This is a genomic window from Arthrobacter sp. LT660, from assembly GCF_056172845.1.
Genome location: NZ_CM149651.1, coordinates 2,869,808 through 2,894,936, shown reverse-complemented (window position 1 = coordinate 2,894,936; position 25,129 = coordinate 2,869,808). Strand labels below are relative to the sequence as shown.

Sequence of the window (25,129 nt, the reverse complement as noted above, 5' to 3'; positions counted from 1 at the left end):
CGCGTGTGCCGTTCGGAAGCGGCGGAGGCTACGCCTTCTCGAGCGGGGCGGCCGACGGCGCGTGGCGCGCGTCCGCCGGGACGACCTCGACGATGTCCTCCGGACGCTTCGGGACGAACATGGTCACGAAGGCACCGGCCGTCGCCACCGCGGCGAAGACGTAGAACGCGACCTGGTTCTCGACGCCGGACGCGAGCAGGAACCCGCCCACCAGCGGGCCGAAGATTCCGCCTAGGCGGCCGAACCCGGCGCACCATGCCACGCCCGCGCCGCGGGCGTTGCTGGAGTAGTAGTTGGAGACGAAACCGTAGATCAGCACCTGCGTGCCGATGGTTCCGACGCCGGCGACGGCCACCAGTGCGAGCAGGACCGCCAGGGGGAACTGGAGCGTCATCAACACCATGGCCAGTGCGGCCATGAAGAACGTCGTCGAGACGATCCGCTTCGGACCGAAGCGGTCCGCGGAGATGGAGGCGATGACGCCGCCGACGATCGCTCCGGCGTTGAGCACCAGCAGGAAGGTCAGCGAGTACGTCTTGCCGTATCCGTAGAGGCTCATGATCTGCGGGAGCCAGGTGTTCAGGCCGTAGGTGAGCAGCAGCCCGGAGAAGCTCATCAGGCCCAGCAGTGCGGTCGGGAACGCGTAGCGCTTGGTGGCAAGGGCGGCGAAGCCCACGCGTTCGGCCTTCTTGACGACGACGCTGCCCTCGATGGCGCCAGCGGGGACGTTCACCGGGACGCCGGTGCGCTCGGAGACGCGGACGGCCTCGTCGAGGCGGCCCCGGGTGACCAGCCACTGCGGGGATTCGGGCAGCTTGAGCAGGGCCATCGGCAGCAGGAACAGCAGCGGCAGCGCGCCGATCCAGAACAGTCCGCGCCAGCCGATGACGTCGATCAGGACGATCGCGAGCAGCGAGGCCAGCACGCCGCCGGCCGGTACGCCGGAGTAGACGACGGCGTTGTAGAAGTTGCGCTTGCCGGCGGGGGCGAACTCCGCCACCGTGGCTCCGGCGGTCGCCACGAGGGCCCCTACGCCGATGCCGGTGAGGAAGCGCATGATGCCGAACGTGGCGATGTTCGGGGCCATGGCGGTGATCGCCATGCCGACGGAGAACCAGACGATGCCGGTGATCATGACGCGGCGGCGACCGACGTAGTCGCCGACCGCTCCCGTGGTCAGCGCGCCGACCAGGACACCCATCAGGGCGTAGCTGCCGAGGGCTCCCGCCTGCGCCGGATCAAGCTGGCCGAGCTGGGTCGGGTCGCTCAGCAGGCCGGAGACGACCGTTCCGTAGACCACGAGGTCGTAGCCGTCGAAGATCAGGGCGATGGCCGCGATGGACACCACCCAGCGAACGGTTTTCTTCTGCCTGAGGGATACTGCGAGTTCTGAGGTGTTCATGGTGCGACTCCATTGTCATGGAACCCGCCGGGGGACGGCGGGCCCGAAGGATGGTGCGGGATGGTCTGTGCTAGCCGAGGTCCCCGCCGGCCACCGGCAGCGTGTTGCCGGTGATGTACGAGGCCTCGTCGGAGGCGAGGAACGCGATCGGCGCCGCCTGCTCGTCGAGCGTGCCGTAGCGCTTGAGCAGCGACGACCCGATCGTCTGGTCGACGATCTGCTGGTACCAGGCGGTTTCCCGCTCCCCCTGGGGGGAGGGACCGCGGCGGACCTTGCGTTCCGGCGCCTCGGTGCCGCCCGGGGCGGTGGCCACCACGCGGATGCCGTGCGGGGCCGCCTCCAGGGCGAGGGAGGCCGTGATGGCCTTGACCCCACCCTTGGCCGCGGCGTAGGGGACGCGGTTGACGCCGCGCGTGGCGACGGAGGAGACGTTGACGATCACGCCGGCGCCGCTTTCGATCATGTGCGGCAGGACGGCCCGGCAGGACCACAGCGTGGGGAACAACGAGCGGTTGATCTCCTTGCCGATCTCCTCCGGCGTGTAGTGCTCGAACGGCTTCGCCCAGATGGTGCCGCCGACGTTGTTGACCATGACGTCGACCCGCCCGTGCTCGGCGATGGCCGCGCGGACGGCCGAGTCGGCGCCGTCGTACGTCTCCAGGTCCGCGGTGACGGAGATGGCGGACGCGCCCTCGGCGCGCAACCCGGCGGCGACCTCGTGGACCAGTTCGGCGCGGTCCACCAGGACGACGGCGCCGCCCTCGGCGGCGATCCTCCGGGCGACCGCAAGGCCGATGCCCTGCGCCGCCCCGGTCACGACGACCGCCTTGCCGTCGAAGCGGCCGGCGTGGATGGAACCGCTCATGCGCTTGCGTTTCCGGCGTTCTCGGCGGCGCGCATGGTGGCCTTGGCGTGCTCGTTGTGCGCGACGATGCAGCGGCGCGCCGCCTCCTGATCGTTGTTCTCGAACGCCGAGACCAGCTCCAGGTGGTCGTTTGCGACGGAACCCTCGACCCAGTGTCCGCTGCGCAGGACCTTGGACATCAGGCCCTGGACCTCGAGCCGGGAGTACGCCTCGCTGAGGAAGCGGTTGCCCGTGCAGGCGAACAGGAAGTCGTGGAAGGCGGCGTTGGAGACGGTGAAGCCCTCCGCGTCATCGAAGCGCTCGCCGCTCAGCGACTTCCCGGCGACCTCGGCCAGGATGCGGTATTCGGCGAGCTGCTCGGTGGTGAGCCGGCCCATCATCAGTTCCATGGCACCGAGCTCCAGCGCCATCCGGGCATCGAACTCGGCCTCGAACGTCGAGTGCTCCTCGCCGATCTCGTATCCGGTGCCCGGGGCGGGCGCGGCGGGGGCCACGGGCGCGGCCTCCTCGGCGACCTCGGCGACGGCCTCCGCGACCGCTTCCCCTACCTCGGCCTCGGCTTCGGCGGGCGCCTCGGCGGCCGGGACGGCCAGCGCGAACTTCTCGTAGTAGAAGTTCACCGGCACGATGTCCTCGGCGGCCAGGTGGCGGCGGACGCCTTCGACCATGGGCGGCGGGCCGCACAGGTAGATGTCGACGTCGCCGTCGTTGAGGTGCTCGGGCAGAAAGTGGTTGGTGACGTACCCCTTCTTCTCCGCCGTGCTTTCGGGGTCGCCGACGACGACGTCGAAGGTCAGTTTCTCGATCTTCGCGGAGTAGTCCTCCAGCACGTCGACCTCCACCAGGTCGGTGTCCGTGGTGACGCCGTAGATCAGGTGGACGGGCTGTTCCGGCTGCTGGCCGGTCATCTTCTCCAGCATCGACAGCAGCGGCGCGAGGCCGGTTCCGCCGGCGAGCAGCAGCGCCGGCCGCTTGAGCTCGCGGAGGAAAAAGCTGCCCATCGGACCCGTGAGGGTGAGCTTGTCGCCGACCTGGGCGGTGTCGCGCAGGTAGGAGGACATGACACCCTTGTCCGTGATGCGGATCAGGAAGGACAGCGTGTTCTCGGTCGGGCCGGAGCTGAACGAGTACGAGCGTGCCTGGTCCGTTCCGGGAACGGACACGTTGACGTACTGCCCCGGCAGGAAGGCGAGCGCGTCGCGGTTCTCGATCTCGACGTCGAAGCCGTAGGTCGTCGTGGACAACCGGCGGATCTGCGTCAGCGTGGCCTCGAACTCGCCGGCCTCGGTCTTCGCGACGTCGGAGGTCGTGGGGATCTGCAGGACCAGGTCCGATTCGGGGACCATCTGGCACGGCAGGCAGAAGCCCTTGTCCGCCTCTTCGTCGGACAGCGCGTCCTCGATGTAGTCGCCGCCGTCGTACTTGCCGGACTCGCAGAAGGACTTGCAGGTACCGCACGCGCCGTCCCGGCAGTCCAGCGGGATGTTGATGCGGGCCTTGTAGGACGCGTCGGCGACGGTCTCGTTCGGCCCGCACTTGATGAAGCGGGTGATCCCGTCTTCGAAGCTCAGGGCAACCTGGTAGGTCATGTGAATCGCTCTTTCCGAGGGGATCAGATGTGGTAGATGTCCACGACGTGGTGGATGAAGTCGTTCTTGAGGACGACCTTCTTGCTGGTGATGACCGGTTGCGGGCCCGAGAAGTCCACCGTGTAGTACGACGCGCCGAAGTAGGTGTCGACGTTCTGGTACCGGTAGTACAGCGTGAACCAGTTGAAGCGCAGTTCCACCAAGCCGTCCGCCTGGGAGAGGATCTCGACGTTGTTGATGTTGTGCCCGGTGCGCGGCTCCGGCAGGCTGGTGGCGCTCGAGCGGTCCGTCTTGATGCGGAAGACGCGGTCCTCGAGGCCTCCGCGGTTGGAGTAGTAGATCAGCGAGATCTCGCGCTGCGGGTCCTCGGTGAGCTTGTCGTCGTCGGCCCAGGCCGGCATCCAGAACGTGGCCTCGGGGTGGTAGCACTCGATCCACTCGTCGAACTGGCGGTCGTCGAGGTAGCGGGCCTCGCGGTAGAGGAACTGCTCGACGTCGGCCTGCGAGACCCGGCCGGCGACGTTGCCTTCGGTGGTGTTGGTGATCGTCATTGCCCGCTCCCTAGCGCTCGGTGTTTTCGGTGTGGCCGTGGCCGCTGCACGGGTCCGCGGCGGACGCGCCCGGGGCTGATGCCTGCGGGGCCGCGATCTCCGCGGCGACCGCGGCACGCATGGTGTCCCGCCAGTAGCCGTGTTGGATCGGGTACAGGCCCTCGTCCTCGGTGCGGGCGCCGCTGGAGATCGGCTTGAGCCCGATCTTGTCAGCGTTCTCGTCCGGACCGGTGATCTGGTGCGCCTGGCCGCGGCTGAGGTCGTTCCACTTCGCTGAGGTGGCCATGTACGTCTTCTGGCAGGAGCGGAACTCCTCGAGGTCGTCCGGGGTGGCCATGCCGGAGGCGTTGAAGAAGTCCTCGTACTGGCGGATGCGGTTGGCGCGGGCCGCGTCGGACTCGCCCTTGGGGGCGATGCAGTAGATGGTGACCTCGGTCTTGTCCACGGCGATCGGACGGAACTGGCGGATCTGGGATCCGAACTGGTCCATCAGGTACACGTTGGGGTAGAGGCACAGGTTGCGGGAGATGTTGATCATCCAGTCCGCCTTGGCCTCCCCGAACTTCGCCACGAGCTCGTCGCGCTGGTCGAACAGCGGACGGTTGGCCGGATCCAGCCACTCGGTCCACAGCAGCAGGTGGCCGTGCTCGAAGGAGTAGTAGCCGCCCTTCTGCTTGGCCCAGCCGCCGGCGTCCATGGTCTTGGTGTCGTTGGTGGACTCGCCGGCGGTGCGGCGGGCCTGCGTGGCCGCGTAGTTCCAGTGCGTCGCGGAGACGTGGTAGCCGTCGGCGCCGTTTTCCGCCTGAAGCTTCCAGTTGCCGTCGTACGTGTACGTCGAGGAACCGCGCAGGACCTCCAGTCCGTCCGGCGACTGGTCCACGATCATGTCGATGATCTTCGTGCTCTCGCCCAGGTGCTCCTCGAGCGGCTTGACGTCCGCGTTCAGCGAACCAAAGAGGAAGCCGCGGTAGTTCTCGAACCGCGCGACCTTCGTGAGGTCGTGCGAGCCGTCCTTGTTGAACTGCTCCGGGTAGCCGGCGCCGCGGGAGTCCTTGACCTTCAGGAGCTTGCCGGAGTTGTTGAACGTCCAGCCGTGGAACGGGCAGGTGAACGTGGTCCGGTTGTCCGTCTTGCGGCGGCACAGCATGGCGCCGCGGTGGCTGCACGCGTTGATGAGGGCGTTCAGCACGCCCTCCTTGTTGCGGGAGATCACGATGGGCTGGCGGCCGATGTTCGTGGTCAGGTAGTCGCCGACATTGGGGATCTGCGACTCGTGCGCCAGGTAGATCCAGTTGCCCTCGAAGATGTGCCGCATCTCGAGCTCGAAGATCTCCTCGTCGGTGAAGATGTTGCGGTTGGCGCGGAAGACGCCGTTTTCCTCATCCTCGATCAGGGCCTGGTCCAAACGTGCGCTGACTTCATCGAGTATCTCGGTCATGGCGTCTCCTTCTGTGTATTCATTGCCACTGCGGCCGCGCCATCCTGCCGAATGGGACGCGGGAAAAAATGGGTGACCTCAACCATCACACCTAGTGCGCGCGGTCACACTGGGCATTTACCTAGGCTTGACCAAGGGTGCCTATTGAGAGCCTTTTCCTATGGATTACGGGGCTTTTGGTATTTGTGGCACGCTCCTCGGCGGCGTACGGTGGGCTGGGTTTGGGTGTGCCCCGGATCACACCGGATGCCCTCCACACAGACCCCCACACGAATGAAAGGCGCGGCATGCAGTCATCCACCGGGCTCCGCGCCCCCGACGCGCGGCGCGGCGGCTTCTTCCGCGACGTCTCGTTGTCCGCCGTCGTGGCGGGGTTCATCGCCGTCGCCGTCTCCTACGCCGGACCGCTGCTGGTGGTTCTCGGGGCCGCGAAGCGCGCCGGGCTGACGGCCGACCAGACCACCTCCTGGGTGTGGGCCATCTCGGTCGGCAGCGGGATCGTCTGCGTCCTGCTCAGCGTGATGACGCGGATGCCCGTCGTCGTCGCGTGGTCCGTACCGGGAGCGGCCCTGTTGCTGACCGCGCTGGGCGACTACGCGTATTCGGACGCGATCGGCGCGTACATCGTCGCCGGGGCCCTCGGCCTCGCGCTCGGCGTTTCGGGCCTCTTCGGCCGCCTGCTCACCGCCGTTCCCCGGCCCGTCGTGGCCGCCGTTCTGGCCGGCGTCCTCCTGCCGTTCGTGATCAACGTGGCCGGCGCCGTCGTCGACTCCCCGCTGGTGGCCGGCGGGCTGGTCGCCGCCTACCTTCTGGGCCGCCGCTTCCTCCCCAAGTACGCCGTCCTGCTGGCCCTTCTCGCCGGCGTCGTGCTCGCCGTCGCCTCCGGCCAGGCCACCGCGCCGGAGGTCGAAGCCTCGCTGTCCGGCCCGCTGTGGACCACCCCGACGTTCTCCCCGATGGCCGTGCTGGGCATCTCCGTTCCGCTCCTGATCGTGACGATGGCGGGCCAGAACGCACCCGGGCTGGCCATGATGATCTCCAGCGGCTATGTGCCCAACGACCGGCTGCTGCTCGGCGGGGCGGCGGCCGCCTCCATCGTCTTCGCGCCGTTCGGCGCCCACTCGATCAACCTGGCCGCGATCACGGCCGGGATCTGCGCGGGCAGGGAGTCCCACGAGGACCTCCGCCGCCGCTACGTCGCCGGCGTCGCCTGCGGGGCGTTCTTCATCCTCTTCGGCACCTTTAGCGCGACCATCGTTTCCCTGCTCGACGCCGTCCCCGACGAACTCGTCACGGCGATGGCCGGCGTCGCCCTGGCCGGGGCCCTCCAGGGCGCGTTCGCCGACGCGATGGCACCGGACAAGCGGGGTCCGGCGGCGGTCGAGGCCGCACTGATCACGCTAGTGGTGACCGCCTCCGGCATCGCGCCCTGGGGCATCGTCGCGCCCTTCTGGGGGTTCCTCGCCGGGAGCCTGGCGTACCTGCTGTTGCGCCGCACACGCCGGGAATAGGCCCGTCCGTCCCGGGGTTCACCCTCGTATGAACCAGCCCCGCCTCACCGTAGACATTTGGTCCGACATCGCCTGCCCCTGGTGCTACATCGGCAAGCGCCGCTTCGAGACGGCCCTGGCCGGCCTCCCCTTCCGCGACCAGGTCGACGTCGTGTGGCACAGCTACCAGCTGGACCCCTCGCTGCCGGAGCGCTATGAGGGCACGGAGACCGAATACCTCTCCACCATCAAGGGCCTGCCCGCCGCGCAGGTCACCCGGATGCTGGAGCACGTCACGGGCCAGGCCGCCGGCGAGGGGCTCGCGTACGACTTCGGGAACCTCAAGGTCGCCAACTCGTTCACCGCCCACCGCCTCCTGCATCTGGCCAAGGAGAACGGCCGCGGCGACGAGGTCAAGGAGGCGTTGCTCTCCGCCCACTTCGAAAAGGGCCTGGATACCGGGGACCGCGGCACGCTCCTGTCGCTTGCGACGGAGGCCGGGCTCACGGAGGCCGACGTCGCCGGCGTCCTGGACGGCGACGACTACCGGGATGCCGTCGAGGCCGATTTCGCGCAGGCGCGCGCCCTCGGCATCACCGGGGTCCCGTTTTTCGTGCTGGACATGAAGTACGGCATCTCCGGGGCACAGCCCGCCGAGGCCTTCGCCAAGGCGCTGACCACGGCATGGGGGGAAAGCAACCCGCTCACCCTGGTTGCCGCCGGCGCCGACGGCCAGACGTGCGGTCCGCGGGGCTGCGACTAGCCTTAGCCTCGATCCACCGATGCGTGGTGAGTGATAGATCGTTTACGTGAACTTTTGAGTTACGTGGTTTTGGGTGTCGTTGATGTCCCGGCCTCGCTGCCGGTGGTGTTCCACGTTGTTTTTCCGGTAGTGCCGCGGTACGGCTGACTGGTCGGTTTTCAGGAAGGTTGTGGTGGTGCGTTCACTGCGGTGAAGAGTCGTTCCCACGCCGATTGCCAGGGCCATGCCTCGGGTAGGCGTAAGCGGATTCTTCGGCCACTGGAGGCGATTCGGGCCGGGACGTTGACGAGCTTGGCCCGGATTGTTGCGGTCCTGGCTTTGGTGAACTTCCCAGCGGCCAGGACGCCCGCGGTCCGGGCGAGGTTGTAGGCCATTACGGCCAGCGCCAGCCAGGCGGAGTTCGCCCCGAAGTGCCCGGATGGAAGGTGTGCCAGGGCACTGTTTTTCAGGTCGGCGTTGACTTGTTCGATGATGGCGTGTTTGCGGTGGGCCGCATCCGCGGCGACTGTGTCCAGAACGTCGTTGGTGACGGTGGTGAAGAACGCGTGGAACCGATGCGCCTGGAACAGGGTCGGCTGGCCGACTCCGGATTGCGGGTTCAGCTCGGGTATGCGGCGCACGACGAGGCGTCCGGTGACTTGTTCGCCCTTCTTGCGGGAGGTGAACGCGGTGAAGGATGTTTCGGCGACTTCCGCGCGGGAAATCCAGGCGCCGGCGTCCTCGTCGAAGACCGCGTCGGTGTATTCGATGGTTGTCCACGCGGAGTCCTCGATGCCGGCGATGGCGCGTTTCACTGCCTGGTCCATGCGCACGGTTACCGAGATATCGGCCCTGGCGGCCAGGGCGGCGGATACCGGCGCGTGGCCGTAGTAGGCCGAATCGAAGCGGCAGAGCACCGGGGCCCCCTCACGGATGCGCCCCAACGTGGACAGGGCATCGGCAACCAGCCGCCTGGCGCCGCGGGCCGAGTTCGCCGCGCCCTTGCGCAACCGTTGGGCCAAAACGATCGGGGCGGCGTCCTTCGTGGAGGCGGTGGCCAGGAGGGCGTTCAGTCCCCGCACCCCGGAGTAGCCGTAGCCCGATCCCTGTTTCTGGTAGCCGTGGACCTCGATGATCGTGTCGTCGACATCGACGAAGACGAAGCCGGGGTCCGAGGGGTTTCCCAGTGGTGCTGCCCTGTCGGCGAGGTTGACCAGGAAGCGGGAGGCAACCGCGTCGATCTGGCGGACGTGTCCGAAGGTAAAGGACCGCAGGAACGAGCCCAGAGTCGAGGGAGCATAGGCGGAGCTGAAGATCCGTTTGGTACCGCCGTGGCGCAGCACTGCCATGTCGTCGATGGAATCCGCCCCGGCGGTCATCCCGGCCACCAGCGAGGTGACCTTCAAGCCGGCGTTCGCGCCCTTGTCCGTGGGCACAGTGAGCCGCGCGTCGGCCAGTTCGCGCAAGCCCGCGTCCCTGGCCAATCCGAGGATCGGCACCAGCCCCGCGGCAGACACGAGGTTGGGCTCGTCGAAGGAAACTGACACGGCGGAGGGACTGTGGGAAACTTGCACCTGCGAGATGCCCTTCTGATTCAGGAAACTTGTTCTGTGGTAAGTCCAATTTTCCCTGAAAAGACGGGCATCTCCTCATTAATGACGTCCTACCCCACCTGAGCCCGTCGGTGGATCAAGGCTTAGGGGGCCGGCGTCGCCTCGGCCGACTTCTCCTCCTCCGCGGTCGCCCGCGGGCAGCGCAGGCGTCCGTCGTCGGTTGAAACGGACGCGGCGTCGATGATTTGGTCGAACTGCTGCCCCACCACCAGGTCCACCGAATCGCCGTCGTTCGCTGGGTCCTTCACGTACTCGGTGCCTTCGATGTGGTGCTGGAGGGTCAGCGCTTGGCCACGGCCTGCCGTCCCGGAGACCACGGCCGCCACGATGTCCGGATCGTTGAGCACCTTGTTGCCCACCTCGCCGATCGTGAAGCCGCGCTGTTCGAGCCGGTTGGCGGCGGCGCCGGCCAATCCGTTGATTTGCGTGGCGTTGTAGACGTTCACCGTGACGGTTTGCGGGTCGAGGTAGGGGTATGTCTGAACGGGGCACGCCGGTTCCGCCACCGCGGTCACGGGCGCCTCGGCCTCCGGCTCCAGGGCGGGGATAACCAGTTGCCGGGTCGAGACCAGGTAGGCGCCGACGAGCGCCGCCACCACGAAGGCCACCAGCAGCACCAAAACGACGCCGTGGCGCAGCCGCTTCATGTAATGGTGGGGGTCGTTGACGTGTTCGGGATCGCTGGCGTCGAAGTCGCGGGCCAGGTCGTCCTCGGTGACGATGCGGTGTCCATGCCACTCTCGCGGGTCCACGCGCTTCTTACGCGCCATGCCTAGTCCTCCAGGACCAGCACGCGCGCATGCATCACTGAGCGGTGGTGCAGCGCCGTGCGAACCGCCCGGTGCAGCCCGTCCTCGAGGTACATGGTGCCCCGCCACACCACGACGTGCGGGAACAGGTCGCCGAAGAAAGTGGAGTCCTCCGCGAGCAGCGCGCCGAGGTCCAGGGTGGTCTTGACCGTCACGAGCTCGTCCAGCCGGACCTGGCGCGGGGAGACGACCGCCCAGTCCTTGGGCGAGACGTAACCATGGTCCGGGTACGGGCGGGAATCGCCAACGGCTTTGAAGATCACCAACCCAGCTTAGGGAACGGCGGACCAACATAGAACGACCGCAGCCGCGTCGGCGGTGCGGCGCGTCGAACGGCAAGCCGGCGGCGCCTTAAGTCAAGGGTTCCGCAATGTTCCGACACATGACGGAATAGCGCGTCATGATCGCTTCCCCGGCCACGTAACACGGGCCTAACGTTGTGTCATGAACACAGTCCGCACCTCCGTTCCCGTATTGGATATGTCCACCGCGCGCACCGCCGACGGACATTTCGATCCCGACTTCATCGCCGCGCTGCGCGACGCCGCACACAATGTCGGCTTCTTCCAGATCACCGGCTACGGGGCGCGCGCCGAGCAGGCGCGGGAGCTACTGGACACCATCGCCCGCTTCTTCCGCCTCCCCCTGGAGGAGCGGCTCAAGCTGGACAACCGCAGCTCGGCCCAGTTCCGCGGATACACCCGCCTCGGTACGGAAATCACGCGCGGGCGCGCCGACTCGCGCGAACAGATCGACTTCGGTCCTGAGCGCGAGACGCTTCTCGAGGTGCCGGCCGACCGCCCGTACCTGAATCTGCAGGGACCGAACCAGTGGCCCGAGGCCTTCCCGGACCTCGAGCACGCGGCCATGGAATGGGCCGGACTCATGAGTTCGATCGGCGCGGAGCTGCTGTCCGCGATCGCCGTCTCGCTCGAGCTGCCCGAGGACTACTTCGCCGAGCCGTTCGAATCCGCCCCGGCCTGGATGGGCAAGCTGGTCCACTACGTCGGCGGCAATCTGGTCCCCGAGGCAGGCAACCAGGGCGTCGGCGCCCATGCGGACTACGGTTTCGTGACCCTGCTGCTGCAGGATCTGGTGGGCGGGCTCGAGGTCAAGCCCTACGGCCAGGACGAGTGGATCACGGTCGAACCCATCGAGGGCGCGCTCGTGGTGAACCTCGGCGAGATGCTGGAGGTAGCGACCAACGGCTACCTGATGGCCACCATCCACCGCGTGACCGCTCCCCCGGCCGGCGTCGACCGCTATTCGGTGCCGTTCTTCTGGTCGCCGCGCCTCGACTCGGTGATCGACACGATTCCGCTGCCGCCGCACCTCGCGGCGGACGCGCGCGGCGCGTCGGACGATCCCCACAACCCGATGCTGTCCTCCTACGGGGCCAACGTGCTCAAGGGTTGGCTCCGCGCCCACCCGCAGACCGCGAAGATCCACTACCCGGAACTGGCCAAGTAGCCTCCGGCGCTGATCCGCGGCGGGCTTTCCAGCCCAACCGGTGGTGTCGGGATACATGTCGAAAAGCCTCGCGCATTCCGACACATATCCCGACACGGACAGAACTGGTTGGGTTGCCGGCTACGAGGCGATCAACTTCAGCGTCCGTGTCCCGAGCACCGCCCCGGTGATCCAGTGGTGCCACTCGATCGACATGACGTACTCGCCCGGCACCTCCGGATGCAGCAGGATGTCGTAACGCTCGGCGGCGCCCATCGCCACGACGTGGGTGGTCAGCCGGTTCGCCTGGTCCTCCAGCATGCTGGTCGGGATGGAGGGCCCCAGGGGATCCGACGTGTCCCGGTAGGGACGCCCGTCGTGGGCGATCAGTTCGGCGATGCGGGCGTACTTGCCGTCCGGTCCCTTGAACTTGATCTTGTTCGGCAGGTAGTTGCCGTCCAGCAGTCGCATCAGACTGGGTGCGCGCCCTTCCCTCTCGATGTTGATCGGCAGCTGGTCCGGGGCCCACACGGCCTCGTCCTTCTCCACGCGGCTGTCCAGGAGGCCGCCGGTGATGTAGAAGTTCGTCGGTTCGAACCGGTTCAGTCCCACGTCCTCGCCGGACAGCCCGGCCGCGTGGCCCAACTCGTGCCAACGCGGGTCCACCGAGTACGGCATGATGAGCGACTCCGTGGCGATGTCGTACAGCGGGCCGTCGGCGAACGCGCGGCGCATGCCGGCGGGCACCGGGAATTCTGGCAGCACCACGGGATCCACGATCAGCGGCCCCAGCAGCCCCATTTGCGCATGCAGTGGCGTGTTGACGTGGCAGTGGTAGAAGTACGTTCCAGCCGCCCCGTAGTTCGGGTCGCCCGCGCGGCCCGGCTCCGCCCTCCACTGGTAGGTGTAGACGTCGTCGATCTCGAAGGACGTGTGCCCCACGCCGTCGTTCCGGGGGTCCGGTTCCATGCCGTGCCAGTGGACCGTGTGCGGGCCCAGGCTCGGCTCGACCGTCGCGTGGAAGACCTCGTTCTCCTTCGGCCGCAGGCTGGGGCCGGGGAACCCGCGGCCGGACGCGTCGTTGTCAAAGACCCACATCTTGAAGTCGGCGCCGTCGGGGAACGTGAGCTTGCGGCCGGAGACACCGAGGTTGACGGCGTACTGGGGTGTTTGCCGGAACTCCGTCACCGGCCGGTCCTGCTCCATCTGATGCGAGGCGAAGTCGGCCTGCGAGTCGTACTCGACCGCCGCGCCGTCGTCGTCCTGCGGTCGGAGCGTCGATGGGGCACCGCTCGACGGCGCACTCGACGACGCGGGAGCCGAGGAGGAGGGCGGCACGGAGGAAGTCAGCGCCTCCGATGAAGTCACGGGTGCTGACGTGGACGCCGGGGCCCGGGTCGGCGTCGCGGACCGCCCGGCTCTCCGTTTGTCCTCTTCCCTGGCCTTCTTGGCCGCCCGCGCCTTCCTGGCCGCTTCGGCCTTCTTCGCCTTGCGCTCGGCGGCCTTCCGCTCGCGTTCCCGGGCTATCTTTGCCGCCTTCGCGAGCGCACGGGCGCGCCGCTCGTCGGCCTTGGACGCCCGCTTGGAGCGTCGCCGTGCGGTTACTGTCCCGATCTGTGCTGAAGCCATGACCTACACCCCCCAAGGCATTGATTTGAGATTCCAGTGGGCGACCAGGCCGCCCGGGTACAAACCGCCGGCCGCGGTTTGCGACGGCTCGGCGTGGCAGTGCATCGGATACAGCCAGTCGGTTCCCCTGGCCTCCCACACCATGTCCGTGGCGTCCGGCGGTCGCTTCATCGGGATCATGCAGTCCTTCGCGTCCATCGGCTCCAACTCCACGACGTCCTCCCACTGCTGCAGGACCACGTGCCCGTCGGCATCGACATAGCCCCGCGTGCGCGGCCACTCCACGTTGTTGCGCCGCACGGTCCACAAGTGGTTGCCGTGGAAGTGGATCTGGTGGAAGACGATGCCCGGGTTGACCAGACGCACCATCTGCCCGGCGCGGATCGTGCCGGCCACCAGGTCCTCCCCGAACAGCCGCACATCGACCTGTCGCGGATAGCCGGAGATCAACGACTCCTCGTGGCATGCTTGGTTGATGGCCTTGTTCGGCGAATGGGCCAGGGCCTCGTACCCGCTGCGGTCGTTGAGCAGGAAGTACCGCGGGACGGCCGGGTTCGCCTTCTGGTCCACGGTCCCGCCCGCAGCTTCGATGGCCGCCCACTCCGGATCGACGGCGTGCGCCATCCACAGCCATTGCCGTTCGAAACAGGCCTGGTCCTTGGCCACGTGCCAGGGTTCCTCCGGGTCGGCGACCAACAGGCATCCGAACAGCCCCAGGGTCCGTTGGACCGGTGCATTGGTCGAGTCGTGGTAGATGTAGGTGCCGGGCGGCGGCGCCTCGAATTCGAGCATGCCGTACCCACCCGGCGGAATGTCTCCCGTCGTCAACTCGGTCCCGTCCGCTCCGGCGCGGGCGATCGTCAGCCGGTGCGTGCCGGCCAGCGTGTTGAACACGCGCAGCCGCACCGTGGCCCCAAGCTCGGCGATCAGCGTACGTTCCGGGAAGTGGCTGGCCCAGTAGTCGCGGCGGATTAGGAACTGTCCCACGTTTGCGGGATCCTGGGTCAGCGGCGTGGGCGTCCCGTCCGCAGGCACCTCCGCGTCCAGCGGATAGGTCCGCGAATCGACGATCCGCCCGTCGGCCGTGAAGACCTTCGGCTTCATGCGCAGGGCCGGTTTGGCGGCCTTGAGCGTGGTCGGCGCGTCGCCGAACCCGCGGTGGTAGACCAGCGAGTCGTCGACCATCTTCGCGTATCCCTCGTTGATGTAGATGTCGAGGACGCCCGGCAGCGGAACCTCGGCCGCGGGCACGGCCGCCGGCGTGCGCACCGGCCGGACCGCGGCTCGCGCGGCCACGGACGGTCCGGCGGCCAGGGCGACCACCGCCACCACACCTGCCGCGGCGCCGAGCTTCAGCGCGTCCGCGCGGTCCACCCGCGTGTCCCCGCCCGTTCCCGTGGCGTTCTGGTTCTCACGCATGGCTGGCCTCCAGGTATCCGGGCCGCCACGCGACCGCCGGCAGGGGAAGTTGCAGGGACCCGGCGTTGACGGCGACGACGTCGTCGAATTGCGCCGTGAAGGCATGGGCATCGGACGGAACCAGGAAACTGATGTCCCCGCCGATCGACCCGCCCGGCGGCACCACGGACGCCCGGAGATCCGATCCCCGGTTGACCACCAGCCACGGCTGCGTATCCGGCAACACCCGCAACTGGCCCGGGGACAAGAGGACGTCCTCGTCGGATTCGTTGAAGACCTCCAGACGGAGCACCAGATGGTCGCCGTACGTCATGTTCGCCGGTTGCGCGGAGGACGTTCCGGCGACCTCGTGTCCGCTGTGCGAGGCACCCGCCCCCACTCCCGACAGCCTCGACTGTCGTTGCGCGGCGACGATGCGCAACCTTCCGAAGCTCGCGGCCACCGTCGTCGTGCCGGGCGGCCCGCCCGAGGCGAACGCCGCGGCCAACGCGCTGATACCGCCGGCGCCGACCACGATGGACGAGCCCAGCACCAGACCAAAGCCACGCCTAGACAGCCCTTCGACCGCCACGCCGGATGTGCCGCCGGCGTCGAACGCGCCATTTCCCAATTTTTCGTCGCGCAGGCGCGACTTCCCCCAAGTCCCGAACACGGTAAAACCATCCTTATAGTCGATGCCCCAAACATCGAAGGACCCTCAATACTGCCCCAAACGCGGTCCGAAGGTCCTCCATCTCCCCACTTGCGACTTAGTATGCACCCGCGTCAAAAAAGTGTAAATAGTCAGGGGGCAGTCAATACATCGATTCGAGTGAATCGCGCCGGCAGTCGGCTCTGACTTGGGCCTGGAAGGCCTCGGTTAAACGAAAAAGATCCCGCCACAAGGGCGGGACCTGTTCCGATCCGCGGAGGATGGGGGATTTGAACCCCCGAGGGCGTGAACCCAACACGCGTTCCAGGCGTGCGCCATAGGCCGCTAGGCGAATCCTCCAGATTGCTCAAAAGAGCAGTCTCCAGAGTACCGGAGAAACCGCCGGGGGACGAATCGGGGCCGGGATGGCATGCCTGCGGTGCCGGTTTCGAGGCGCGGGCCCAAGCGGTTAGACTATTTGTCGGCCCCCCGTGTGGTGTCATCCTGTCGAACTCCCCCAGGACCGGAAGGTAGCAAGGGTAGATGGGCTCTGGCAGGTGCACGGGGGGTCTTTAATTTTCCGCGGGAGGTGCCACGGTGGGAGCAGGACGCTTCGCCCCGAGCCCTTCGGGCGAACTGCACGTCGGCAACGTCCGCACCGCCATTCTCGCCTGGCTCTTCGCCCGCTCCACCGGCCGCCGGTTCCTGATCCGCGTCGAGGACCTCGACCGCGCACGGGCCGGCGCGGAGGCCCACCAGCTGCGCGACCTCGCGGCCATAGGCCTCGACTGGGACGGCCGCGCCGAACGCCAAACGGACCGCATGGACGGCTTCCGGGACGCCGTGGCGGCGCTCCTGGCCCGCGGGCTGCTCTACGAATGCTTCTGCACCCGGCGCGACATCGCCGAGGCCGCGTCCGCTCCGCACGCGGCGCCCGGCTCCTACCCGGGAACGTGTCGCCTTCTCGGCGACGCCGAACGCAGCGAACGACGCCGGCACAGCCCGGCCGCGCTGCGTCTCCGCACCGACGTCGTGCGCCTGACCGTCGCCGATGAACTCCACGGACCGTACACCGGCGCCGTCGACGACTTCGTGGTGCTCCGCAACGACGGCGTGCCCGCCTACAATTTCGCCGTCGTCGTCGACGATGCGCTGCAGGGCGTCGACCAGGTGGTCCGCGGGGACGACCTCCTCAGCTCGTCCCCGCGCCAGGCGCACCTCGCCTCGCTCCTCTACGGACCCGCCGCCGTTCCCGCCTACGCGCACGTGCCGCTGGTGCTCAACCAGGAGGGTAGACGACTGTCCAAGCGAGACGGTGCCGTGACGCTGACGGACCTTGCGAACGACGGCGTTCCGCCGGCCCGCGTGCGCGCCCTCCTGCTGCGTTCGCTGGGGCTTCCGGAGGACTCGCTCGCCTCCGCGCTGGCCGCGTTCGAACCGGCCCGGCTCCCGCGGGAGCCTTGGGTCCACTCGCCCCTCACAGCGGCCGATCGAGGATGCGGCGAGACGCCGCAAACGGATAGGGTGCAGTGGTGAGTACAGCCCTTTACCGTCGCTACCGTCCGGACACTTTCGCGGACGTCATCGGGCAGGAGCATGTCACCACCCCCTTGATGGCGGCGCTGGAAAAAAACCGCGTCAACCACGCCTACCTCTTCTCCGGACCTCGTGGCTGCGGCAAGACCACGTCGGCCCGCATCCTGGCCCGCTGCCTGAACTGCGAACAGGGCCCCACCGCCGCGCCCTGCGGCGCCTGTGGAAGCTGCGTGGAGCTCGCGACCGGCGGTCCCGGCTCCCTTGACGTGATCGAAATCGACGCCGCGAGCCACGGTGGCGTCGACGACGCGCGCGACCTGCGCGAACGCGCCACGTTCGCCCCGGTCCGCGACCGCTACAAGATCTTCATCATCGACGAGGCCCACATGGTCACGTCCGCCGGGTTCAACGCCCTCCTCAAGATCGTCGAGGAACCGCCCGAGCACATCAAGTTCATCTTCGCGACGACGGAGCCGGACAAGGTCATCGGCACCATCCGCTCGCGCACCCACCACTACCCGTTCCGGTTGGTGCCGCCCGAGCCGCTGATGGCGTACCTCGAGAGGCTCAGCGAATCCGAGGGCGTGCCCGTCGCGCCCGGCGTCCTGTCCCTGGTGGTCCGCGCCGGCGGCGGTTCCGTCCGTGACTCGCTGTCCGTCTTGGACCAGCTGATTGCCGGCGCCGGTCCGAACGGGCTCGACTACGAGCTCGCCGTGTCCCTCCTCGGCTACACGCACGCGTCCCTGTTGGACGACGTCGTCGACGCGATGGCGGCGCAGGACGCGGCGGTCGTCTTCGGCGCGGTGGACCGCGTCATCCAGACCGGCCACGATCCTCGCCGCTTCGTGGAGGACCTCCTCGAGCGGTTCCGCGACCTCATCATCGTCAAGGCGATGCCGGACAACGCCGCGCAGATCATCCGCGGGTTGCCCGAGGACCAACTCAACCGCATGCGGCAGCAGGCCACCCAGCTGGGGCAGGCGGAGCTGAGCCGCTCCGCCGACGTGACGAACCAGGCCCTGACCGAGATGACCGGGGCCACGAGCCCGCGCCTGCACCTGGAGCTCCTGTGCGCGCGGTTGCTGTTGCCGGCCTCCGACGCGACGGAACGCGGCATCAACGCGCGTATCGACCGGATCGACCGGCGGCTGGCGTACGCCGGGGATGTGCCGGCCGCATCGAATGCCCTCCCGACCGCCAACTGGTCCGACGCCGGAACCGCGCCGGCCTCGTCCGGAACGTCATCCGGCGGCGGTTTCGAATCCCCCCGCGAACAGGGTGCGGCGCAGGTCCGCGAGGCCCTGCGTTCCGCGCGCAAGCAGGATGCCGGGGACCCGCCGGAGGTCGCCCCCCGGGACGTCGGCGACCAGAACCCGACTGTCGCTCCCGCCGCCCCCGTCGCACCAGCTGTCGCCCCCGTGACGGCGGTGGCCACCGCGTCCTCGCCGGCCGCCGTGTCGCCCGCCGAAGCTCCCGCCGCCAAATCGCCCGCGGCCGCACCGGGGGAAGCCGCGGATGCCTCACCCGATTGGGGCGGGAACTGGGGCGTGGTGCCGGAAGCCGAGTCCGAGTCCGACAAGCCGGCGTCTGTCCGGTCCGAACCGGTTGCCACCCCGCCCGCTCCCGAACGCGGGCCCACCCGCGACCAGCCCGTTCCGCAGACTGACGAAAAGGTCTCCGGTCCCGTTTCGGAACCGGCATCGGTGCAGACCCCGGAACCCGCTTCCGCTCCCCCTTCCCCCAGCGCGCCCGCGGCGGGCTCCATCGAAATGTTCCGCCGGGCCTGGCCCGAGATCATGGCCGCCCTGAAGGAGGAGAAGAAGTACGTTTGGCTGACCATCCAGCCGCACGCCTCCCTCGCCGGCTACGACGGCCGCACGCTGACCGTCGCCTTCGCCAACCCCGGGCCGATGAGGGCATTCGAGGGCAAGCCGGAGAACGTCGGCCTCCTGCAACAGAGCATCCACAAGGTCCTTGGGGTCAAGTGCGAGATCGTCATCACCGCCGGGGGTTCCGCTCCGGCGGGTGGTTCGGGCCCAAAAGCTGACCGCCGGCCAACGCCGGCGGCCGCCGAACCCGTAGCAACCGCGGCACCGCACCGTCCTGCCGCGCCCTCTTCAGAGCCCGCGCCCGCCGTGGCCGCCGCGCCGACCGGCTCTCCCGCGCCCGCCGCGGCCGCGGCTCGATGGAAGGCCGCTCGGCAAACGGAGACGTCCCGCGGTCCCTCGCGCGCCGCTTCGCCACCACCATCCGACGACGAATCCCCCGACTTCGGTCCCGAGCCCGAGGACGAGGGCGGCTACGACTGGGGCGCGGACAACGTCCCCGTCCCCGACTGGGAGCAGCCCGTCCCGCCGAGCGCCGCCGCGCCCCGCCCGGCCGGACTCGCCGCCGCACCCGCTCCTGCCGTGCGCATCCCGGGCGCCGCGGCACCGGCCCCCGGAGCCGCGGCACCGCCGCCGTCGGACTTCCAGCCCATGGACTCGGACTCCGTATCCATGCCGTCGCCGTCGCCCGAGGCGTCGGCACCCGCCGCCCCCGCACCGGCACCGGCGTCGTCCGGTCAGAAGCGCATGAGTCGCTACCAGCAACTCCTCAGCCAGGCGCGGGAGTCGGGTCCGCCGGAAACCCGGACCCAACAGCCAGCCGCGCCCTCCGGCCAGCCGGGAGGACCCGCCGCATCCCCGGGCGGCGGCAAGCCCGTAGAATCGACCTACGTTGAGGACGTCCCCAGCGACGACGACATCGCGATCGAGGAGTCCGGGGTCGTCGGGCGACCGGCCATCGAGCGGATCCTCAACGGGCGGCTAATCGAGGAACGCAACCACGACGGTTCCCCCGTCACCTGATTCCCGGTCCACGGCCGCCGTGGTCCCATCCCATCCCAGCAGTGTGAGGTCTTGTGTACGAAGGCGCAGTTCAGGAACTGATCGATGAGTTCGGCCGACTACCTGGCATCGGCCCCAAGTCCGCGCAGCGCATCGCCTTCCACATCCTGGAGGCCAACCGCGAGGACATGGACCGGCTCGCCGACGCCATCCGCGCGGTCAAGGACAAGGTCAAGTTCTGCTCGATCTGCTTCAACGTCTCCGAGCAGGAGACCTGCAACATCTGCCGCGACGCCCGCCGCGACGAAACCATCCTGTGCGTCGTCGAGGAATCCAAGGACGTGATGGCCGTCGAGCGCACGCGCTCCTTCCGCGGCCGGTATCACGTGCTCGGCGGCTCCATCAATCCGATTGCTGGCATCGGACCGGACCAACTGCATATCCGCGAACTGCTCGGCCGCCTGCACGACGACAAGATCGAAGAGGTCATCATCGCAACGGATCCGAACCTCGAGGGCGAGGCGACCGCGACCTATCTGGCGCGCATGCTGAAAACCATCGGCATCAAGGTGACCCGCCTCGCCTCGGGCCTGCCGGTCGGCGGCGATCTGGAATACGCCGACGAGGTCACCCTCGGCCGCGCGTTCGAGGGGCGCCGCAGCGCCATCGGCTAGCGACCCACGGCCGGCCGCGGCATCCGCCGACAGGCGGGAGGCGGGCCCTAACCGCCGATCGGACCGAGTTCGAGCTCGTCGTGGGATAGCTCCGCGGCCATCGTCCGGACCCCGGCTTCGGGGTGGCCGGTCAACCGATGGACCGTGCCCGAAAAGTGTTCCCGCAAGGCCCGAACCGCGCCCTCGCCATCGCCTTTCAACACCAGCTCGAGCCGTTTGCTGTGCGGGCCGTGCATGTCCGTGCGGACCACGTATCCCAACGGATTGCCAAAACTGGCCATGCGGGTTTCGATGACCAGCGTCGACATGCACCGGGTCAACCGCTGGTTGCCCGCCGCACGCACCATCTCGAAGTGAAAATCCAGGTCCGCGTCGCCGATGGCGCGGGCCATGGCCTCCTGCTCGGCCTGATCGGCGAGGACCTCTGCCTGCTCGCACGCGACGAGGACCCGCCGCAGGACGGTCCTCGAATCCTCGAGCCGGCGCGCGCGGCATTCGGGATCCGGCTCCCGGGCCAATCGTCTCAGGGCGGCGCCCTCGATCGCCAGCCGCGCCTCGTAGAGTTCTTCCAGTTGGTCCATTCCGACGGTCGCGACGCGCAGTCCCTGCCCCGGCCGAGCGACCAACAGACCCTCCTGGACGAGCCTCTGGGCGGACTCCCGAAACGGTCCCCGGCTCACGCCCAGCTGTCTGGCGATCTCCAGGTCCGGCAATGGGGTCCCAGGCAACAGCCCGCCGTCGTAAATCGCATTGCGCAATTCCAGGGTGATGAGGTCGACGGTCGAGGAACGCTGAACGCGGGGCACGCTGGGAGCTCCACCCGTCGGAGACCTGTGCATTCGAGCTCCATTCGTCGTGGCCGAGTCCGGTCCATCGGGGAACAGGGGCGTTCCGGGCGGTGACCACCAGTGATCGTAACTTAATCGTGACCGCGGGCCCTCCGCCGTCGGAACGGACGGAACCTTCCGCAGGATGTCGCGGAAATCCGCGCCAATACTGGCATCTAAGCACAAGGACCCCGGGGTTGTCGACAAAAGGACATGAGGACAGACGGATTGTAAAGTGGCTGTCAGATCGATAGCGTGGCACTAATCACAGGCCGCGCCGTGGCCGCCGCACCGTTGATAATCCGCTGAAGGGGCACATCATGAACAGCAACCAACGACGCCGGGCGCTCGCCGCCGGCTCGATCCTGGCTTCGCTCTCGCTCGCGCTGACCGCCTGTGGCGGTTCCACGACAACCGAGAGCGAGGGTGGCGGCAGCGCGGCGGCACCCGCCGGAGACAACAAGCTTGAGGCGCTCCAGGAGGCCGGCACCATCACGGTCGCCATCGCCGGCGAGGCCCCCTATTCCTACGAGGAGGGCGGGGAGCCGACGGGCGCCACCATCGCCCTGGCCGAGCAGATCTTCGGCGAGATGGGCATCGACAACGTCGAGACCGTGCTCGTCGACTGGAACTCGCTGATCCCCGGGCTCAACGCGGGTCGCTTCGATGCCGTGAGCGCCGGAATGTCCATTCTTCCCGAACGCTGCGAACAGGCCGACTTCGCGGACCCCGAGATCATGTACACCACCGCGCTGATGGTCCAAGAGGGCAACCCCATGGAACTGACCGATCTCGACTCCGTGGTGGACAAGGGCGATGTGAAGCTGGCGGTCCTCGCGGGAGGCATCGAAGCCGGCTACGCGGACAGCCTCGGACTCGACGTGCAGTCCGTCCCAGACGCCCAGACCGGCATGGACACGGTAGCCAACGGCCGCGCCGACGCCTTCGCCATGACGGCCATCTCGCTGAACTTCATGGCCGACCAGAACCCCGACGCCGGGGTCGAGGTCACCGAGGCCTTCGAGCAGACCATCGACGGCACGCCGCAGGTCGGGGCGGGATCCACGGTCTTCCACCAGGACGACGACGAACTCCGTGAGGCCTACAACGAGGGTCTGGCCAAGATCACCGAGTCGGAGGAAACCTACCTCGACGTGGTGGGCGAATTCGGATTCACCGCCGAAAACCTGGCGCCCGAGGACCTCACCACCGAGCAGCTTTGCTCGGGCGAGGTGGGTTAGCAGCGACAATCCCGTGGACCCCGGCGCCGCCGGGGTCCACGCGCACCGTGGTCCCCACAGCCCCCTAGCAAAGGAGTCCGTCCGCCGTGGACGAGAAATTCGAGGCGCTCGGCGAGGCCATGCCGCGCCTGCTCAACGGGATCTGGATCACCCTCGAGCTCACCGCCCTGGGTGCAATCCTCGCCTTCGCCATAGCCGTGGTCCTGGGCCTGATGTCCTCGCACCGATCCAAGCTGGTCCGGATTCCGGCCCGCGTGGTCGTCGAGTTCTTCCGCGGCACGTCGCTGGTGGTTCAACTCTTTTTCCTGTTTTTCGTCCTCCCCCAGCTCGGGGTTGACCTACACCCGCTGGTCTGCGGCGTGCTGGGGCTGGGGCTAAACTACGGTGCCTACGGTGCCGAGGTCGTCCGGGGTTCGCTCAATTCCGTCCCGGCCGGCCAGTGGGAAGCCACCACCGCGCTGAGCCTGGGCAAGGTCAAGCGCATGCGGCGCATCATCTTTCCGCAGGCATGGGCCCTGATGATCCCCTCGCTCAACAACCTGCTCATCCACCTGATGAAGGGCACCGCGATCGTCAGCTTCATCACGATCGCCGACTTCACGTTCCAGCTCGACCAGCTCAAGCGCGTCACCGACACGTTCTTCGCCTACGCACTGGTGGGGCTGATTACGTACTTCCTCATTGCGCTGGTGCTCACGCTGCTGATGAACGCCTTGGAGCGGCACGCCAAGCACAAACTCGGCCAGGGCAAGTCGTTGCGCTCGATCCTCAGTCCCGCGCCGACGCCCACCACCCAGAGCGGAGTCGCCGCATGATCGCCGTTCCCGCCGCCGTCGATTGGAACTGGGACGCCACCTGGGATTCCCTGCCGATCCTGCTGATGGCCTTCCTCGAGGTCACCCTGCTGGTCACCGTGCTGAGCACCCTGATCGCGGCGGTCCTCGGTCTCGCCATCGCCATCGTGATGCGCGTGGCTCCCAAGCCGATCGCCGTCACCGTCAAATGGATCGCCAACTTCATCCGCATGACACCGATCGTGGTGCAGCTGTTGTTCGCGTACTACGCGTTCCTGAACCTCGAGGCCCTCACCATTGGCATCATCATCTTCGGTGTCCACTACTCCACGTACATGTCGGAGGTCTACCGCGCGGGCATCGATTCGGTGCCCAAGGGACAGTGGGAGGCCACCACTGCCCTGTCGATGTCGGCGGGGCGCACCTGGACCGCCGTGATCGTCCCGCAGGCCCTGCGCGCCACCATTCCCGCGTTGGGCAACTACGCCGTCTCGATGTTCAAGGACACTCCGTTCCTCCTGGTGATCGGCGTGGTCGAACTCGTCAACGCCGGCCTGATCTACGGCGGCAACGCCTTCCGCTACGTCGAGGCCATCACCCTGGTCGGCATCATCTTCCTGCTGGCCAGCTACCCCACCTCACTCCTCATCGGCAGATTGGAAAAGCGCCTTGCCTTCAACACCTGAGTCGTCCGCGACGGCCACCCCGTCCCCGGCGGCCGGCGGAACGCCGGTCATCGAGTTCCGCGACGTCGAAAAGCGCTTCGGTGACAACGTGGTCCTGAAGGACCTGAACTTCTCCGTGTCCAAGGGCGACCGCGTCACGCTGATCGGGCCCTCCGGCTCCGGCAAGACCACGATCCTCCGCCTGGTCATGACCCTCGAGAAGGCCACCGACGGCTTCATCTTCATCGACGGCGAGCCCCTCACCCACGAGGAGCGCAACGGAAAGCGCGTGGAGCGCAGCCCCAAGGAGCAGAAGCGGATCCGCCAACGGATCGGCATGGTCTTCCAGCAGTTCAACCTGTTCCCCAACATGTCCGTGCTGGAGAACATCATCGAGGCGCCGGTGCACGTGCTGGGCCAGTCCAAGGCGGAGGCCACGGCCAACGCCCGCTCCCTGCTGGAGAAGGTGGGGCTGGCGGACAAGGCGGATCAGCACCCGACGTCGCTCTCCGGCGGCCAGCAGCAGCGCGTCGCGATCGCCCGCGCGCTGGCCATGGACCCCGAGATCCTGTTGCTGGACGAGGTCACCAGCGCGCTGGACCCGGAAATCGTCGGCGAAGTGCTGGGCATCCTGCGCCACATCGCGGAGACCACGGATATCACCATGCTGATCGTCACCCACGAGATGCAGTTCGCACGCGACGTCTCCAATCGCGTCCTGATGTTCGACGGCGGCAAGATCGTCGAGGAGGCCGCCCCCGACGTCATGTTCAGCAACCCGAAGCACGAACGCAGCCAGGCGTTCCTGCGCGCAGTGCTCGGCGGCGCCGAGGGGACGATCGGCACGCACTAGATCCGGTGTGCGACACCGGCACGTCCACACGCTTGGGGGCGCCGGCGTGCTGCGCACACGCATGCCTGCGAATACATCACCTCG

22 protein-coding genes, 1 tRNA gene and 1 other RNA gene are annotated in these 25,129 nt (G+C 67.9%); 11 read left to right on the top strand and 13 right to left on the bottom strand.

Features of this window, described 5'->3' with window-relative positions; translation table 11 throughout:
• Positions 1 to 28 precede the first annotated feature (28 nt).
• The 5 genes from AC0QSG_RS13480 to benA all read right to left on the bottom strand — a co-directional run bounded on the left by AC0QSG_RS13480 (position 29) and on the right by benA (position 5,845).
• Positions 29 to 1,402, bottom strand: a complete 1,374-nt coding sequence (locus AC0QSG_RS13480) for an MFS transporter (protein WP_475375766.1) — start codon at positions 1,400 to 1,402, stop codon at positions 29 to 31.
• 70 nt (positions 1,403 to 1,472) lie between these two features.
• Positions 1,473 to 2,267, bottom strand: coding sequence for a 1,6-dihydroxycyclohexa-2,4-diene-1-carboxylate dehydrogenase (locus AC0QSG_RS13475; protein WP_475375765.1), 795 nt, complete (start codon positions 2,265 to 2,267; stop codon positions 1,473 to 1,475).
• Complete coding sequence (gene benC / locus AC0QSG_RS13470; RefSeq protein ID WP_475375764.1) at positions 2,264 to 3,856, bottom strand: benzoate 1,2-dioxygenase electron transfer component BenC; 1,593 nt, start codon at positions 3,854 to 3,856, stop codon at positions 2,264 to 2,266. Before benC ends, AC0QSG_RS13475 begins: the two co-directional genes overlap by 4 nt.
• 23 nt (positions 3,857 to 3,879) lie before the next feature.
• On the bottom strand, positions 3,880 to 4,407 hold the full coding sequence (gene benB / locus AC0QSG_RS13465) for a benzoate 1,2-dioxygenase small subunit (protein ID WP_475375763.1): 528 nt from the start codon (positions 4,405 to 4,407) through the stop codon (positions 3,880 to 3,882).
• A gap of 10 nt (positions 4,408 to 4,417) precedes the next feature.
• Positions 4,418 to 5,845: a benzoate 1,2-dioxygenase large subunit gene (gene benA, locus AC0QSG_RS13460; RefSeq protein ID WP_475375762.1), complete on the bottom strand. Its 1,428-nt coding sequence runs from the start codon at positions 5,843 to 5,845 to the stop codon at positions 4,418 to 4,420.
• A 287-nt stretch (positions 5,846 to 6,132) separates the two neighbouring features.
• Here benA and AC0QSG_RS13455 point away from each other — a divergent pair, with 287 nt between their 5' ends.
• Together AC0QSG_RS13455 and AC0QSG_RS13450 are read left to right on the top strand one after the other, a co-directional pair.
• Positions 6,133 to 7,356, top strand: coding sequence for a benzoate/H(+) symporter BenE family transporter (locus AC0QSG_RS13455; protein ID WP_475375761.1), 1,224 nt, complete (start codon positions 6,133 to 6,135; stop codon positions 7,354 to 7,356).
• A gap of 28 nt (positions 7,357 to 7,384) precedes the next feature.
• Positions 7,385 to 8,098 carry a DsbA family oxidoreductase gene (locus AC0QSG_RS13450; protein WP_475375760.1) on the top strand — a complete coding sequence of 238 codons (714 nt, stop codon included), beginning with the start codon at positions 7,385 to 7,387 and terminating at the stop codon, positions 8,096 to 8,098.
• Positions 8,099 to 8,256: 158 nt separating this feature from the next.
• Here AC0QSG_RS13450 and AC0QSG_RS13445 read toward each other — a convergent pair whose 3' ends face one another.
• The 3 genes from AC0QSG_RS13445 to AC0QSG_RS13435 form a co-directional block, all read right to left on the bottom strand.
• Positions 8,257 to 9,651, bottom strand: coding sequence for an IS1380 family transposase (locus AC0QSG_RS13445; RefSeq protein ID WP_475375142.1), 1,395 nt, complete (start codon positions 9,649 to 9,651; stop codon positions 8,257 to 8,259).
• Between the two features lie 122 nt (positions 9,652 to 9,773).
• Positions 9,774 to 10,460, bottom strand: coding sequence for a LytR C-terminal domain-containing protein (locus AC0QSG_RS13440; RefSeq protein WP_475375759.1), 687 nt, complete (start codon positions 10,458 to 10,460; stop codon positions 9,774 to 9,776).
• Between the two features lie 2 nt (positions 10,461 to 10,462).
• Positions 10,463 to 10,762 (bottom strand): type II toxin-antitoxin system VapB family antitoxin, encoded by a 300-nt coding sequence (locus AC0QSG_RS13435; RefSeq protein WP_435728195.1) that lies wholly within the window; start codon positions 10,760 to 10,762, stop codon positions 10,463 to 10,465.
• 181 nt (positions 10,763 to 10,943) lie between these two features.
• On the opposite strand from AC0QSG_RS13435, the gene AC0QSG_RS13430 reads away from it, so the two are divergent.
• Positions 10,944 to 11,969: an isopenicillin N synthase family dioxygenase gene (locus AC0QSG_RS13430; RefSeq protein WP_435728194.1), complete on the top strand. Its 1,026-nt coding sequence runs from the start codon at positions 10,944 to 10,946 to the stop codon at positions 11,967 to 11,969.
• Positions 11,970 to 12,089: 120 nt separating this feature from the next.
• On the opposite strand, the gene AC0QSG_RS13425 is transcribed toward AC0QSG_RS13430, so the two are convergent.
• The 4 genes from AC0QSG_RS13425 to AC0QSG_RS13410 all read right to left on the bottom strand — a co-directional run bounded on the left by AC0QSG_RS13425 (position 12,090) and on the right by AC0QSG_RS13410 (position 15,987).
• Positions 12,090 to 13,577 carry a multicopper oxidase domain-containing protein gene (locus AC0QSG_RS13425; protein WP_475375758.1) on the bottom strand — a complete coding sequence of 496 codons (1,488 nt, stop codon included), beginning with the start codon at positions 13,575 to 13,577 and terminating at the stop codon, positions 12,090 to 12,092.
• A gap of 3 nt (positions 13,578 to 13,580) precedes the next feature.
• A complete protein-coding gene (locus AC0QSG_RS13420) occupies positions 13,581 to 14,996 on the bottom strand; it encodes a multicopper oxidase domain-containing protein (protein ID WP_475375757.1) in 1,416 nt (471 codons plus the stop codon).
• The gene (locus tag AC0QSG_RS13415) at positions 14,989 to 15,648 is read right to left on the bottom strand and encodes a hypothetical protein (protein ID WP_475375756.1); all 660 of its coding nucleotides are present in this window, start codon (positions 15,646 to 15,648) and stop codon (positions 14,989 to 14,991) included. Before AC0QSG_RS13415 ends, AC0QSG_RS13420 begins: the two co-directional genes overlap by 8 nt.
• 254 nt (positions 15,649 to 15,902) lie before the next feature.
• A tRNA-Ser gene (locus AC0QSG_RS13410) sits at positions 15,903 to 15,987 on the bottom strand.
• Between the two features lie 120 nt (positions 15,988 to 16,107).
• On the opposite strand from AC0QSG_RS13410, the gene ffs reads away from it, so the two are divergent.
• From ffs to recR, 4 genes are all read left to right on the top strand, one after another.
• Positions 16,108 to 16,204: signal recognition particle sRNA small type (gene ffs / locus AC0QSG_RS13405), an RNA gene on the top strand.
• A 20-nt stretch (positions 16,205 to 16,224) separates the two neighbouring features.
• Positions 16,225 to 17,163 (top strand): tRNA glutamyl-Q(34) synthetase GluQRS, encoded by a 939-nt coding sequence (gene gluQRS, locus AC0QSG_RS13400; protein WP_475375755.1) that lies wholly within the window; start codon positions 16,225 to 16,227, stop codon positions 17,161 to 17,163.
• Complete coding sequence (locus AC0QSG_RS13395) at positions 17,160 to 20,012, top strand: DNA polymerase III subunit gamma and tau (RefSeq protein WP_475375754.1); 2,853 nt, start codon at positions 17,160 to 17,162, stop codon at positions 20,010 to 20,012. The genes gluQRS and AC0QSG_RS13395 overlap by 4 nt, the downstream gene beginning before the upstream one ends.
• Positions 20,013 to 20,065: 53 nt before the next feature.
• Positions 20,066 to 20,665, top strand: a complete 600-nt coding sequence (recR, locus tag AC0QSG_RS13390; protein WP_435728188.1) for a recombination mediator RecR — start codon at positions 20,066 to 20,068, stop codon at positions 20,663 to 20,665.
• A gap of 47 nt (positions 20,666 to 20,712) precedes the next feature.
• Here the strand turns inward: recR and AC0QSG_RS13385 are convergent, their stop codons facing one another.
• Complete coding sequence (locus AC0QSG_RS13385; protein WP_475375753.1) at positions 20,713 to 21,471, bottom strand: GntR family transcriptional regulator; 759 nt, start codon at positions 21,469 to 21,471, stop codon at positions 20,713 to 20,715.
• Positions 21,472 to 21,812: 341 nt separating this feature from the next.
• Between AC0QSG_RS13385 and ehuB the strand changes: the two genes are divergently transcribed.
• From ehuB to ehuA, 4 genes are all read left to right on the top strand, one after another.
• Positions 21,813 to 22,733 (top strand): ectoine/hydroxyectoine ABC transporter substrate-binding protein EhuB, encoded by a 921-nt coding sequence (ehuB, locus tag AC0QSG_RS13380; protein WP_475375752.1) that lies wholly within the window; start codon positions 21,813 to 21,815, stop codon positions 22,731 to 22,733.
• A gap of 86 nt (positions 22,734 to 22,819) precedes the next feature.
• Entirely contained in the window at positions 22,820 to 23,548 is a 729-nt protein-coding gene (gene ehuC / locus AC0QSG_RS13375; protein WP_475375751.1) for an ectoine/hydroxyectoine ABC transporter permease subunit EhuC, read from the top strand.
• Entirely contained in the window at positions 23,545 to 24,213 is a 669-nt protein-coding gene (ehuD, locus tag AC0QSG_RS13370) for an ectoine/hydroxyectoine ABC transporter permease subunit EhuD (RefSeq protein WP_435728184.1), read from the top strand. Before ehuC ends, ehuD begins: the two co-directional genes overlap by 4 nt.
• Entirely contained in the window at positions 24,197 to 25,045 is an 849-nt protein-coding gene (ehuA, locus tag AC0QSG_RS13365) for an ectoine/hydroxyectoine ABC transporter ATP-binding protein EhuA (RefSeq protein ID WP_475375750.1), read from the top strand. The genes ehuD and ehuA overlap by 17 nt, the downstream gene beginning before the upstream one ends.
• Positions 25,046 to 25,129: the final 84 nt, after the last annotated feature.

Coding starts and splice junctions, on each gene's coding strand:
- benA (WP_475375762.1), bottom strand. CDS start 5,845: ATGACCGAGATACTCGATGAAGTCAGCGCACGTTTGGACCAGGCCCTG.
- AC0QSG_RS13480 (WP_475375766.1), bottom strand. CDS start 1,402: ATGAACACCTCAGAACTCGCAGTATCCCTCAGGCAGAAGAAAACCGTT.
- ehuB (WP_475375752.1), top strand. CDS start 21,813: ATGAACAGCAACCAACGACGCCGGGCGCTCGCCGCCGGCTCGATCCTG.
- AC0QSG_RS13425 (WP_475375758.1), bottom strand. CDS start 13,577: ATGGCTTCAGCACAGATCGGGACAGTAACCGCACGGCGACGCTCCAAG.
- benB (WP_475375763.1), bottom strand. CDS start 4,407: ATGACGATCACCAACACCACCGAAGGCAACGTCGCCGGCCGGGTCTCG.
- AC0QSG_RS13440 (WP_475375759.1), bottom strand. CDS start 10,460: ATGGCGCGTAAGAAGCGCGTGGACCCGCGAGAGTGGCATGGACACCGC.
- AC0QSG_RS13455 (WP_475375761.1), top strand. CDS start 6,133: ATGCAGTCATCCACCGGGCTCCGCGCCCCCGACGCGCGGCGCGGCGGC.
- ehuD (WP_435728184.1), top strand. CDS start 23,545: ATGATCGCCGTTCCCGCCGCCGTCGATTGGAACTGGGACGCCACCTGG.
- benC (WP_475375764.1), bottom strand. CDS start 3,856: ATGACCTACCAGGTTGCCCTGAGCTTCGAAGACGGGATCACCCGCTTC.
- AC0QSG_RS13450 (WP_475375760.1), top strand. CDS start 7,385: ATGAACCAGCCCCGCCTCACCGTAGACATTTGGTCCGACATCGCCTGC.
- AC0QSG_RS13420 (WP_475375757.1), bottom strand. CDS start 14,996: ATGCGTGAGAACCAGAACGCCACGGGAACGGGCGGGGACACGCGGGTG.
- AC0QSG_RS13475 (WP_475375765.1), bottom strand. CDS start 2,267: ATGAGCGGTTCCATCCACGCCGGCCGCTTCGACGGCAAGGCGGTCGTC.
- AC0QSG_RS13430 (WP_435728194.1), top strand. CDS start 10,944: ATGAACACAGTCCGCACCTCCGTTCCCGTATTGGATATGTCCACCGCG.